Here is a 12,565-nt window from a genome sequence, read left to right as displayed (position 1 = left end):
CGTTCTACGTGCGGGCAGAAGCGAACAACCGCTGCTTCATCCCTGTAATAAAATGCCGGAACGGCGCACCGTCCGTTTCTGCAGGCTGTTCTTTCATCCACAGTCCTGCTGCAATCTGCTTCATGCTCTGGGCCGCACGGCTGTTGGGATACGCAATGACAAGCGGTGTCTGCTCCATGACTGCCCTGCTCACTTTAGGATCATTTGGCACCATGGGCAGCAGTGCGAGCTGCATGCCGAGAAAACGTTCACTCACAGTGATTAATTTCTGTGCGGCTGCCCGGCCGTCTTTTTTCTGCTCCACCCGGTTAATGACTGCCGCAAATGGAAAGTCGCTTTTGTGGGAGCGGATGTATTTCATCATGGCGTAGCCATCCATGAGCGCCGTCGGCTCCGGGGTTGTTACAAGAATTCCGCGTTCGGTCGTCGTAATCAGGTGCATATGGTTTTCGTTCAGCCCTGCCCCCATATCAAAAATAATAAAATCAAATTCGCCTTCCAGCAGCTGCAGCTGTTCGTAAAAACGCTGCTTATGCTCCTCTTCCATATGAAAGACACCGGAAAGGCCCGAGCCTCCCGCAATCCACTGAACACCGGAGGGACCGGACTGAATCAATTCAAAAATACTTTTATTTTCCGTAAACATTTCCTGAAACGGCAGAAGGGGCGTATACCCGAGCAGAATATCGAGGTTCGCCATGCCGGTGTCCATATCAATCAACAGCACCTCTGCGCCAGCTTCTGCCAGGGAAATGGCCACGTTTAGGGAGACATTGGATTTACCGACGCCCCCTTTTCCGCTTACGACCGACAACACTCTCGTCTGCCTGCGGCCCCGTTTCTGCATCTGAGCGCGCAGGCTTTCAGCCTGATCATTTTTCACCGAGTGTCCCCCCTGCTATTTTTGCTGCGAGCCATTTGTTGTCCGCGGGCTCAATGTCCTCCGGCACTTCCTGACCCGTAGTGACAAATGCCACGCGGAGCGAAAATTCATCAATAATATTCAGAAGCGCTCCAAACGATGTGGTTTCGTCTGTTTTCGTGATAATAACTTCGTTTGATATATAGGGAAGAAACTTTTCAGCGACTTCCTTCATGTCCTTGTATTTAGCCGTCAGGGACAGCACGAGCACGGTTTTAATCGGCTCCCCTGCCGGCAGCAGCCGTTGCGCGTCTTCCACCGTCTGTTCATGCAGAAAATTTCTTCCTGCTGAATCAATGAACACATAATCATGCTCCCCGGACCGGGCTACTGCCTCCCTGTAATCTGCCTGGTCGTAAATAACATGCACCGGCGCTTCCATGATGGAGGCGTACGTATTCAGCTGTTCGACTGCTCCCATGCGGAAGGTGTCTGTCGTAAAAAAGGCAATGGACTTTTTTCTGCGGAGCATTTCCCGGGCGCCGAGTTTGGCAAGCGTCGTCGTTTTTCCGACGCCGGTCTGGCCGACCAGCTGGATCATCCGGAATGGCTTTGCTTCCACGCGGGGGTGCCTGTCCTCCAGCCACTCTTCGATGCAGGCTTCTAGCACCTCCGCTTTCGGCCGACTCGCCTTTTCTGCGTACCATTTCTCCATAAACCGGTTCATCAGCTCTTCTTCCACCCGTTCGTTTACTTCCTGTGCCTTCAGGGCTGCAGATACGGTCTGAAAAGGAGCCGGCGCTGAAGCCGGAAGCACTCCCGGTGTTTTTTCCGGCGCCTCCACAGCCTTAGCCTCTTTCGGTGCGGCCGGCTTTACGGCGTCTGCCGGAGGCGTGCGCTCTTTTTTGCGTGGAGGGGCGTCATCGATTCCTGCATAAACTTCGAGCTTGTTCACGGACTTAAGTCCAAACCATCTTCTGACTTTCACCGGCCTTGAATGCAGAATGACCGCTTCATCCCCAAAGTCCTTCCGCACTTTCGCTACCGCTTCCGGCATCGAATCCGCTGTAATTTTTTTCATTCTCATTCATTATTCACCACCCCGACGCTTTGGATTTCGATGGAAGGCTCCAGTTCGTTATAGGATAATACCGGCATCTGCGGGAAGAACCGCTCAATCAGCTGGCGCACATGCATGCGCACAGCAGGGGAACAGAGAATGACCGGTGTTTTTCCGATATTCATCAGCTGCTCGGCTTCTGCACCGATACGCTGAACCACCCGCTGGGACTCGTTTGGATCCATCGCCAGATAATTACCGCTTTCGGTCTGCTGCAGGGCATCGGCAATTTTCTTTTCAATGCCACCGCTGAGTGTGACGACCTGCAACAGCTCTTCTCCGTCCGCATACTGCTTCGATATCTGTCTCGACAGGGCCTGCCGTACATACTCTGTCACAATCTCCATGTCCCTGGTCATTGTGCCGTATTCCGCCAGCGCTTCAAAAATAGTCGGCATATTCCGGATGGATACCCCTTCCCGGAGCAGCTTGGCCAGTACCTTCTGCACATCCCCAATCGTAAGCGTTGAAGGCGTTACTTCTTCGACAAGCGTCGGGTACGTTTCCTTCAAATGATCGATCAGCTGCTTTGTCTCCTCGCGGCCGAGCAGCTCATGGGCGTGCGTTTTAATGACTTCGGTTAGATGCGTGCTTACGACTGACGGCGGATCCACCACCGTGTAGCCTGCGTCTTCAGCAATATCGCGCTCTTCCTCCGGAATCCAGAGGGCGGGAAGCCCGAATGCCGGCTCTGTCGTTTCAATGCCGTCGATCGGTTCTTCAGCCCCGGTGCCCATCGCCATGTAATGGTCCATGTACAGCTCGCCGCGGGCGATTTCGCTGCCTCGCATGCGCACAACGTACTCTCCCGGCTGCAGCTGGATATTGTCACGAATACGTATCACCGGCACGACCATCCCGAGCTCGAGCGCCAGCTGGCGCCGGATCATCACGACCCGGTCAAGCAGGTCGCCGCCCTGTTTCGCATCTGCAAGAGGAATGAGGTTATAGCCGAATTCAAACTCGATCGGATCCACATCCAGCAGCTGCATCACGCTGTCCTGTGAACGCAGATCCTCCTCCTGCGCTTCTTCGGTTTCATGCACTGCTGCCTGCTCCTCCTGAAGCACGGTCTGCCTGATGGTAAAGCCAATAGCAGCCATCGCGCCGGCAATGCAGGTGGTCAAAAAGAAATTGATCGGCGTGAACACCCCCAGTAAAAAGATGGCGCCCGCTGCCACAAACAGCATCGGTGGAAAGGCAAACAGCTGCTTTGTAATATCGTGGCCGAGGTTACCCTCTGAGGCTGCCCTCGTCACGACAATACCGGTTGCCGTGGAAATAAGCAGCGCAGGTATCTGACTGACCAGGCCGTCGCCGACGGTAAGGAGCGTAAAAGTGTTCGCAGCGGTGCCGATATCCATGCCGTGCTCGGTCATGCCGATCACAAGGCCAAAAATAACGTTAATAATGACAATAACAATCCCTGCGATGGCATCCCCTTTTACAAACTTGCTCGCCCCGTCCATCGAACCGTAAAAGTCCGCTTCCTGTTCGATTTTCTCCCGGCGTGCTTTGGCCTGCTGTTCGGAAATAACTCCCGCATTCAGATCGGCATCGATGCTCATCTGCTTCCCCGGCATCGCGTCGAGGGTAAAGCGGGCCCCAACCTCTGACACCCGTTCCGCCCCTTTAACAATAACGACAAATTGAATGACAACAAGAATCACGAAAACCACCAGACCGACAAAGGCGCTCCCCTGCACTACAAAGCTTCCGAACGTCTCGATGACGTTGCCTGCTTCGGCATTGCTTAAAATGGAACGGGTCGTTGAAACATTCAGCCCGAGCCGGAACAGCGTCACAAGCAGCAGCAGTGTAGGAAAGATGCTGAATTCGAGCGGCTCCTTCGTATTCATCGCCACGAGAATAACCAGAAGCGCCAGGGAAATATTGGCCATGATTAAGACGTCTAAAATAAATGTCGGCAGCGGGATGATCAGCATAATAACAATCAATATAACGCCGAGCAGCACTGATAGTTCTCTAAATCCCATAACGTTGCTCCTTTTCTAGCCGTTTTTCCTTTTGATGCGGTACACGTAGGCAAGCACCTCGGCCACGGCTTTGAATAAATCTTCAGGTATTTCATCATCAATGTCGGACTGGGCGTACAGCGCGCGGGCGAGCGGCTTGTTTTCCACCATCGGGATCGAATGTTCACCTGCTTTTTCTTTGATTTTCCGGGCCAGGTGGTCGGCCCCTTTGGCTATTACCTTCGGCGCACCCATCGCGCCTTCTTCATAGCGGAGTGCCACCGCAAAGTGCGTCGGGTTCGTAATAACAACGTCTGCCTTCGGCACTTCCTCCATCATCCGCCCCATCGCCATTTCCTGCTGCTTCTGTTTTCGTTTACCACGGATGAGCGGATCGCCCTCCATGTTTTTCATTTCCTGCTTTACGTCGTGCTTGGACATACGGATCTGCTTTTCATGGTCATGCTTTTGATAAATATAGTCAGGCAGCGAAAGCACGAGCAGCAGCAGGCTCCCAATCAGTCCCATGAGTCCGGTCAGGCGGGCAATTTCCATAAAGCCGTCCCCTACGTCCTTTTGCGATAAAAACAGCAGCCGGTCGAGCGCCAGCCAGAGAATCGCAAAAACGACACCGCCCACGAGCGTAATTTTCAAGAGTGCCTTGGCGAGCTCTACGAGTGCCCGGGCCGAAAAAATCCGCTTGATGCCGCTGAGCGGGTTAATCTTTTCCAGCTTCATTTTGATCGGTTCGCCCGTAAACAAAAATCCTACCTGCGTGAGCGATGCGGCGACTCCCGCCACCATGGCCACAAGCATCACCGGCAGAATAATGATTACAGACTGGATCGTAATTTCCTGCAGCATCGCCGGCACACTGGCTTTTGTAATTTCCCACTGCATGTATTCTATGTATGTATGTGTCATTAACGCCTGTAAGTGATTGAAAATGGTGCCTCCGTACATATAGAAGAGCGCAAATACTAAAAACAGGATGACTGCCGTATTCACATCGTTACTTTTGGGCACCTGGCCCTTCTGTCTCGTGTCCCGGCGCTTTTTAGGCGTTGCCTGCTCGGTTTTTTCCTGTGAAAAAAACTGCAGCTCAAGTGTCCACTTCATTCCTGTCCCTCCCCTAAAAGTTCAAGCAGTCCGCGCGAGACGTGAAACATATCTTCATACAAGTACTGAATTGCCAGAAACATCCCCGGGATTGCCACTACAAGCAGCGGCAGCCCTGCTGCAATTTTCAGCGGCAGCCCGACGACAAACACGTTCATCTGCGGAACCGCACGCGCCATAATCCCTAAAGCGAGATCGACCAGAAACAGTGAGCCGACGAGCGGAAACGCCAGCTGAAAGGCAAGAATAAACATCTGGTTAAACGCTTCCGCCACGTGCGTGACGACCGCTTCGTCGCCGAACGCAAGTCCCGTCTGGTCGATGGGCACAAAGCTGTAGCTGTAGTAAATGCCGTCAAGCAGCAGATGATGTCCGTTCACCGTCAGAAGCATTAAGAGCGCAAAAGCGTAAAAGTAGCCCCCGAACAGCGGACTCTGCGCGCCTGTCTGCGGATCCACCACGTTTGCCACCAGAAAGCCAAAGGAGATATCGAGAAACATCCCGGCGGTCTGCACTGCATAAAGCATAATCGTCGCAATAAGTCCAATCGCAAGGCCGAGCATGACCTCCTTTAGCAAAAGGAGGATATACTCGCCATCCACCGTCATCAGCGGGGCATCCAGTGCCGGGAAAATAGCCAGGGCGAGAAAAAATGCCAAACCCACTTTAAATTGATTCGGAATAGTCCGATAAGAGAAAAGAGGCATCGTCGTAAAGAAAGCGAGCACTCGCACAAGCACCAGGGAAAAAGCCGGGAGCTGCTCTATTATTGCTTCCATGGTATGTTCATCCGATGAACTGCTGCGCGTGATACCACAGGTTTCTCGTGTACTCCACCAGCTGTGTCAGCATCCACGGGCCGAGCACGAGCATAGCGGCCAAAACACCAAGAATCTTTGGTATAAATGCAAGCGTCTGCTCCTGAATCTGGGTGGTCGCCTGAAATATTGCGACCCCAAAGCCGAGCACGAGCGCAATAACAAGCAGCGGCCCCGCGATTAAAAAAACCATCCATATTCCCTGTTGTGCGATCTGCATTACCTGTTCTGCTGACATACATTTCTTCCTTTCTTCAACCCGGCTAGGTGTAGCTGAGGAGCAGCGACTCTACAATCAGATACCAGCCGTCCACTAGCACAAACAGTAAAATTTTAAACGGCAGACTGATCATGACAGGCGGAAGCATCATCATCCCCATGCTCATCAGTACGCTTGCCACAATCATGTCAATAACAAGAAAAGGCACAAAAATGAGAAATCCCATCTGGAAAGCTGTTTTCAGCTCGCTGATGGCAAACGCCGGAACTAGTGATGTGAGCGGAATATCTTCGACCGATTCCGGGCGCTCTTCGCCCGCATAATCCATAAACAACGCCAGATCTTTTTCCCGTGTGTACCGGGACATAAATTCCTTCATCGGGCCGACCGCTTCGGTCAGCGCTTCGTTTTGGTCGATTTCTCCTGCCATCAGAGGGCTGAACGCCTGCTCGTTTACTTCCGAAAGCGTCGGTGCCATGATGAAGAAGGTTAAAAACAGGGCAAGGCCGATAAGCACCTGATTTGGCGGTGTCTGCTGCGTAGCAAGACCCATCCGCACAAAGCTCAGCACGACCACGATTCTGGTAAAGCAGGTCATGAGCACTAAAATACCGGGAGCGAGAGATAAAACAGTAAGCAGCAGCACAAGCTGGACCGATGTCGCCGCTCCTTCTCCGCCACCTTCGAGCAGTCCGCTGAAATCAAGCGCAGGAAGAGCACTAATAATCATCACCGTTCCTCCTTCACTTCCGTCCGGCTATCCGGCGTCTCCGGATGCTTCGCGCCACGTGCTTTTTTCAGCCGTTCTTCGAGCACCGACTGAAAGGACTGGCTGCTTTTTTCCTCTGTTTTCCCGCGTGTTTTCCACTTATCCAACAAGGACGGGACACCTGTATATGTATTCTGTTCCTGGGCGGTAATCCGCTCCTGTTCTTCTTTATCCTCAATTTCCTGAAGCAGCGAAATCGTGTCCCCCACTCCGACCACAAGCATTTTATCCCCAACTTTAACGACCTGAATCGATTTATTCTGCCCAAGCCCAATGCCGCCAATGCTTTGAAGCGAGCGGGTGGACTGGTATTTGCTTGTTTTTTTGTTGATAAATTTCAGCAGCCAGAACAACAGCCCGAGAACAACCGCCAGCGCTCCAATCATTTTTACAAAGTTCAGCCAGAGATTGCCGTTATCCATCGCTGCCGGCGCGGTCTCCCCGTCTGCCGGTGCTTCTTCACTTCCGGGTGCCGGGCCCTCCTGGTTTTCCTGCGGATTCAGGGACTCGTTAACAGTAGTGCTGGCAAGCGCTGTATCAGCGCCTGCCAGAATAATTACTGTCATCATCACAACTATGATTACTGCGTATTTCCAGTTCATTTTCTTCCCCCGCGGCAGGCCATCAGCCTAGCGTTTTATTAATTGCTTCAAGTACACGGTCTGCCTGAAACGGCTTTACGATGAAATCTTTAGCCCCAGCCTGAATCGCATCAATTACCATCGACTGCTGGCCCATGGCTGAACACATGATCACTTTAGCGTTCGGATCCGCCGCCTTGATTTCCTTCAATGCTTCAATCCCGTCTTTATCAGGCATCGTAATATCAAGCGTCACCAGGTCCGGTGACGTTTCCTGGAACTTTTCCACTGCTTCGTTTCCGTCCTTTGCTTCCCCCACTACGTTAAAGCCGTTTTTCTCCAGAATATCTTTAATCATCATCCGCATGAATGCGGCGTCGTCTACTACTAAAACTGAATATCCCATGCTTTCCACTCCCTGTTTGTCGTTATTTTAATTGCGCAACCCGTTCTCTCGGACTGAGAATTTCCGTAATGCGTACGCCAAAATTTTCATCGATGACAACGACTTCCCCTTTAGCTACCGGCTTTTGGTTCACCAGTACATCGACAGGTTCGCCGGCAAGCTTATCTAGCTCAACCACCGAGCCCTGCGACAGCGACAAAATATCTTTGATCGGCTGCCGCGATCTGCCAAGCTCCACCGTTACATCAAGCGATATATCCATCAGCATATCCAGATTCCCGCCGCCGTCATTATATCTGTGCGCGGGCTCCTCAAGTTCGGAAAAGGCGGCTCCGCTTACTGTCGGAGCTGCTTTCGTTTCCTGGGCGCGAGTCCTTTGCGGCTCGGCTTCCTGCCGTTCGGAAGGCTCCGGGGCAGGCTGGTGCTTCGATTCGGGCTGCGGAGCTTCAGTGCTTGCCCCGAGCAGCTCCTCCACCATTTTCTTTGCGAATCCAAGCGGGATGAGCTGCATAATGTAGGAGTCCATCAGCTCCCCTATCTGGATGCGGAACGCGATCTGTACGACCGTATCTTCGTCGGGAATGTAGCGGGCCGACTCTTCTTCTTCGAGGTTCATAATATTGACGCCCGGCGGAGAAATGTCCACCCGTTTGTTAAAAATGGTGCTCATCGATGTGGAGGCCGAGCCCATCATCTGATTCATCGCTTCCTGAACCGCGCTTTGCTGCATTTCATCAATGCCAGCTGCCTCATCAACCTGCCCGTCGCCCCCCATCATCAGGTTGGCAATAATGCTTGCGTCCGTCATGCTGATTACAAACAGGTTCGTGCCTTCAAACCCTTCGGTGTATTCCACATTTACCGCTACGTGAGGACGGGGAAATGACTTTTCCACCATTTTGGTCGACACCGCTTTTACCCCTGGTATAGTGATGCTCACTTTTTGGTTCAGCAGGCTCGACAGGGCGGTGGCTGCGCTGCTGAAGCTGATATTGCCGATTTCGCCGAGTGTATCCTTTTCTTCAGTGGAAAGCAGATGTTCGAGTTCCTCATCTTCCGTGGAAGAAGCAATCTCTTCGGCCGGCGTCTCCCCGGAGGAAGCGCCGCCGTCGTCATCGTCTGCACCGACGTTTTTCAGCAGCTCGTTAATTTCGTCCTGCGAAAGCATATCGTCATTACTCATGCTGTTCTTCTCCCTCCTCTATCTTTTCTAAAATCTGTACAGCCATATGGCTGCGCTTTTTCCCCGGCTGAGCTGTAAATTTCTTTCTGCTGCCTATATGCACCTCGAGCGGGTCATGGATGTGCTGTTTGAGTGTTAAAATGTCTCCACGCTCCATATGTAAAAGCTCTTCGATGGTGATAGAGGAAGTGCCGAGGATTGCCTGGAGGGAAATATTTCCCTGCAGCAGCCACTCGTTCAGATGCTCCACTTCCTGCTGGTTCCGCTCTTTTACTTTCGTCTGCATCCAGTAGTGGGTGGTGAGCTTGGGCAGTATCTCTTCAAGCACCATATGCGGCAGACACAGATTAATCATCCCCGACGTTTCTCCAATCGTGGTGGTTAAAGAAATAACCACCACGGTTTCGTTTGGAGATACCATCTGGAGAAACTGCGGATTCACTTCAATTTCGGAGCCGATGGTTTCAATACTCAGCACCGATTCCCAGGCACTCTGAAAGGATTCGAGAATCATCTGCATAAATGAGCTCAAAAGCTTTGTTTCAATTTCCGTCAGCTTTTCAACCTTGTTCATGCTCTGCCCCTGGCCGCCAAGCAACCGGTCGAGCATGGCGTAGCCGACGTGCGGGTTGACCTCCATGAGCATCCGCCCTTCAAGCGGCGGTGCTTCAAACACATTCAGCAGCGTCATCTTAGGAATGGAGCGGATAAATTCGTCGTAGGGCACCTGATCCACAGAGGCTACGCTGATATCCACAAAGGATCGCAGCTGTCCTGAAAGCGCCGTGGTAAGAATCCTGGCAAAGTTTTCATGAATTCTCGACAGGCCCCGGATTTGTTCTTTGGAAAAGCGCAGGGCGCGTTTAAAATCGTAGGACCGGACCTTGCGTTCGTTTTCTTCTTTTTTTAGCTGCTCGCCGTCCATTTCTCCGGTGGACAATCCGGACAAAAGGGCATCTATTTCATGCTGGGATAGTACATCTGACAAGAGGTTTTCACCTCCCTTTCTCTTCTCTCGGGCGGCTCCTGGGTTACTGAATGACGCGTTCGGTCGTGTAGACCCGCTGTACTTTTCCTTCAGTCATAACCTCATTCACTTTTTCCCTGATTCGTCCTTCCATTTCGGTGGTCCCTTCCGAGCCTTCGATGTCTCCGGGTTCGAGCTGGGCCAGTTCATGGATAATTATGTTGTTAATCTGATAGTCTCTCTGCTCCAGTTCTTCCCGGGCTTTTTCGTTATCGGCCTGCAGGCTGAACATTGTTTTAATATAGCGGTCATTGCCTTTAAGGTTGGTGGTCATTTCGTCCATGTCCCAGGTGAGCTCCCTCAGTTCTTCAGCGCTTAATTCCTCGGCCTTTTCTTCTTCACTGCCCTCTGCCTGTTCAGAGGAGCCGAGAAACTGATACACAGCAGCCGCCGCACCGGCAATAAGTACAAGGGTCAAAAGCATAATCATCATTATTTTTCCTGCTTTGCTTTTTAACATAGCTCAGACGTTCTCCCCTTTTCGACCGGCCGGCATCCATGTCCGCCGGTAAAACCGTTCGGCACGATCCATCACTTCACTGAGGCTTTCCCGGACAACAATTTTGTTGCCGTTCAACAGCGTAATTGTCGTATCCGGCGCTGCTTCGACCTGCTCAATCAATGTAGTGTTCAGCACAAACGGGCGTCCGTTTAATTTTGTTAATTCCATCATAGTTAATTGAGGGGCAGCACTTCGCCCCTGCCTCCCCCGATTTCATTCATTAGTTACCGCTTGATGTTCAGCAGCTCCTGCAGCACTTCATCTGCTGTCGTAATACCACGCGTGTTCGCCTGGAATCCGCGCTGAGCAGTGATCATTTCCGTGAACTCCTCGGACAGGTCAACGTTGGACATTTCAAGCGCTCCGGCTACTACTTCGCCGGCTCCGCCCTGTCCCGGCTCAAGGTTGTTGGGAGCTCCTGAGTTCAACGAAGCCCGGTACACGTTGCCTCCTGATTTTTCAAGTCCTCCCGGATTTGCAAATGTCGCTACCCCCAGCTGTGCCACCGTTTCCGTATCTTCGTTCTGGTTGACAATATTAACGTTACCAGCAGCATCGATACTGAAGCTCCGGGCTTCTTCGTCGATGTTAATAACGTCTCCCTCCGTGTCCAGCACATACAATCCTTCAGAGTTCACCATGTCTCCGTTATCATCAAGATAGAAGTTTCCGGCCCGCGTAAAGCTTTCTCCCTCTTCGGTCGGATTCTGCAGACGGAAATAGCCGGATCCGGAAATAGCCAGATCAAGCTCACGGCCGGTGTTTTGCAGACTTCCCTGCGTGTCTACCGTATCAATGCTTCCCATCTCGCTTCCAAGACCAACCTGTTTGGCGTTCACGCCGCCTCGTCCACCTTCAGCTGCAGCGGCCGACCCGGTCTGCTGACTCATCATATCCTGAAATGTCGGGCGTCCTTTTTTGAACCCCTGGGTATTAACGTTTGAGATGTTATTGCTGATAACATCCAATTTCTGCTGAAAGTTCTTCATTCCTGCGATTCCTGAATACATAGAGCGTAGCATCGTATTCCTCCTTTAGTTTAAGCGGGCCCCGTCTGTCTGTCGGGAGCCCAGGCCTCCTTGCGGTCAAGCCTTTTTACATGAATATAACACCGTCAATATTTGTAAACGTGTGGTTTGCTGCTTCGTGCTTTGACATTGCTGTAATAACGGTCCGGCTCTTTGCGTTGACGACCAGTGCCGCTTCCGGGAACACCACTACAGATTCCTTGACACCCTTTTCTGCTGCCTCGCCTAGCTTCACCTGCATCTGCTCCCAGTCTGCGCTTTGGATATGGACATTTCTTTCTTCCATTCGTTTGGCAGCGTGCTTGCTGATTTTGACATCAGGAGCTGTGAGCTCGTTCTGCAGCAGCGAGGCAAATGAACCAGCCTGCTGCTTTTCCGGTCGTGGGGTGTTGGCTGTATTGGACGGAACCGGCATGCTGGAATAGTTATGTATCTTTGAATAATCCATGCTGTTCCTTCCTTCGTATCAGCTTTCCTCTGCAGCCGCCTCGTCCTCTCCGATGTTCACTACCTGCCTGCCGTCAATCCAGCGGCCGGAGTCAAGCTCGACCATTATGTTTCCCTGCGTATCTTTTTTTACCGACATAATTTCGTTCCGCCCCGTCTGCACATCCTCATTTGGTGTATTGGCGTTTACGAGCGACTGCCACGTTACGTCCTGGCCGATCAGGCCGCTCAGCTGCATCAGGGCATCCTGCGCCATAAACTGCGTCGACTGCTCCATCGACTTATTCATGTTGTTCATCTGCTCGAGCGTACTGAAGTTGGCAATCTGCGACACGTATTCAGTGTCGTTCATCGGCTCAAGCGGGTTCTGGTTTTGCAGCTGGGTGATAAGCAGTTTTAAAAAATCATCTTTATCCATGTTGCCGTTGCTGTTTTCAGCGGCAAAGGGCGATTTGTTGTTTGAACCATTGTTCAGCTGCATATTATCTGTGATCGTACTCACCGTTT

16 protein-coding genes are annotated in these 12,565 nt (G+C 51.9%); all 16 read right to left on the bottom strand.

Going from position 1 to position 12,565, the window contains the following annotated elements; all coding sequences use genetic code 11:
* Window positions 1-4 precede the first annotated feature (4 nt).
* Window positions 5-883: a MinD/ParA family protein gene (locus Q9M42_RS01080; protein ID WP_322524684.1), complete on the bottom strand. Its 879-nt coding sequence runs from the start codon at window positions 881-883 to the stop codon at window positions 5-7.
* Entirely contained in the window at window positions 873-1,943 is a 1,071-nt protein-coding gene (locus tag Q9M42_RS01075; protein ID WP_322524683.1) for a hypothetical protein, read from the bottom strand. The genes Q9M42_RS01080 and Q9M42_RS01075 overlap by 11 nt, the downstream gene beginning before the upstream one ends.
* Before the next feature lie 2 nt (window positions 1,944-1,945).
* Window positions 1,946-3,979 (bottom strand): flagellar biosynthesis protein FlhA, encoded by a 2,034-nt coding sequence (gene flhA, locus Q9M42_RS01070; protein WP_322524682.1) that lies wholly within the window; start codon window positions 3,977-3,979, stop codon window positions 1,946-1,948.
* A gap of 15 nt (window positions 3,980-3,994) precedes the next feature.
* A complete protein-coding gene (gene flhB, locus Q9M42_RS01065; protein WP_322524681.1) occupies window positions 3,995-5,077 on the bottom strand; it encodes a flagellar biosynthesis protein FlhB in 1,083 nt (360 codons plus the stop codon).
* Window positions 5,074-5,856, bottom strand: a complete 783-nt coding sequence (gene fliR / locus Q9M42_RS01060; RefSeq protein WP_322524680.1) for a flagellar biosynthetic protein FliR — start codon at window positions 5,854-5,856, stop codon at window positions 5,074-5,076. Before fliR ends, flhB begins: the two co-directional genes overlap by 4 nt.
* 7 nt (window positions 5,857-5,863) lie before the next feature.
* A complete protein-coding gene (fliQ, locus tag Q9M42_RS01055; protein WP_022792784.1) occupies window positions 5,864-6,133 on the bottom strand; it encodes a flagellar biosynthesis protein FliQ in 270 nt (89 codons plus the stop codon).
* Between the two features lie 25 nt (window positions 6,134-6,158).
* Window positions 6,159-6,845: a flagellar type III secretion system pore protein FliP gene (gene fliP, locus Q9M42_RS01050; RefSeq protein WP_022792783.1), complete on the bottom strand. Its 687-nt coding sequence runs from the start codon at window positions 6,843-6,845 to the stop codon at window positions 6,159-6,161.
* Window positions 6,845-7,486, bottom strand: coding sequence for a flagellar biosynthetic protein FliO (locus Q9M42_RS01045; protein WP_322524679.1), 642 nt, complete (start codon window positions 7,484-7,486; stop codon window positions 6,845-6,847). Before Q9M42_RS01045 ends, fliP begins: the two co-directional genes overlap by 1 nt.
* A gap of 22 nt (window positions 7,487-7,508) precedes the next feature.
* Window positions 7,509-7,871, bottom strand: a complete 363-nt coding sequence (locus Q9M42_RS01040) for a response regulator (protein WP_322524678.1) — start codon at window positions 7,869-7,871, stop codon at window positions 7,509-7,511.
* A gap of 22 nt (window positions 7,872-7,893) precedes the next feature.
* Window positions 7,894-9,054, bottom strand: a complete 1,161-nt coding sequence (gene fliY, locus Q9M42_RS01035; RefSeq protein ID WP_322524677.1) for a flagellar motor switch phosphatase FliY — start codon at window positions 9,052-9,054, stop codon at window positions 7,894-7,896.
* On the bottom strand, window positions 9,047-10,042 hold the full coding sequence (gene fliM / locus Q9M42_RS01030; protein ID WP_322524676.1) for a flagellar motor switch protein FliM: 996 nt from the start codon (window positions 10,040-10,042) through the stop codon (window positions 9,047-9,049). The genes fliY and fliM overlap by 8 nt, the downstream gene beginning before the upstream one ends.
* Window positions 10,043-10,085: 43 nt before the next feature.
* Window positions 10,086-10,514 carry a flagellar basal body-associated FliL family protein gene (locus Q9M42_RS01025; protein ID WP_322524675.1) on the bottom strand — a complete coding sequence of 143 codons (429 nt, stop codon included), beginning with the start codon at window positions 10,512-10,514 and terminating at the stop codon, window positions 10,086-10,088.
* Window positions 10,515-10,544: 30 nt separating this feature from the next.
* Window positions 10,545-10,754: a flagellar FlbD family protein gene (locus Q9M42_RS01020; protein ID WP_322524674.1), complete on the bottom strand. Its 210-nt coding sequence runs from the start codon at window positions 10,752-10,754 to the stop codon at window positions 10,545-10,547.
* A gap of 53 nt (window positions 10,755-10,807) precedes the next feature.
* The gene (gene flgG / locus Q9M42_RS01015) at window positions 10,808-11,605 is read right to left on the bottom strand and encodes a flagellar basal body rod protein FlgG (RefSeq protein ID WP_322524673.1); all 798 of its coding nucleotides are present in this window, start codon (window positions 11,603-11,605) and stop codon (window positions 10,808-10,810) included.
* Between the two features lie 73 nt (window positions 11,606-11,678).
* Window positions 11,679-12,059 (bottom strand): TIGR02530 family flagellar biosynthesis protein, encoded by a 381-nt coding sequence (locus Q9M42_RS01010; protein ID WP_322524672.1) that lies wholly within the window; start codon window positions 12,057-12,059, stop codon window positions 11,679-11,681.
* Between the two features lie 18 nt (window positions 12,060-12,077).
* Window positions 12,078-12,560 (bottom strand): flagellar hook capping FlgD N-terminal domain-containing protein, encoded by a 483-nt coding sequence (locus Q9M42_RS01005; protein WP_322524671.1) that lies wholly within the window; start codon window positions 12,558-12,560, stop codon window positions 12,078-12,080.
* Window positions 12,561-12,565 lie beyond the last annotated feature (5 nt).

Source organism: Marinococcus luteus (assembly GCF_034497705.1).
In the GTDB taxonomy this organism is placed as follows: domain Bacteria; phylum Bacillota; class Bacilli; order Bacillales; family Marinococcaceae; genus Marinococcus; species Marinococcus luteus_A.
The sequence above is the reverse complement of the archived record's forward strand: the minus strand, read 5'-3'. Positions and strand labels throughout refer to the sequence as shown.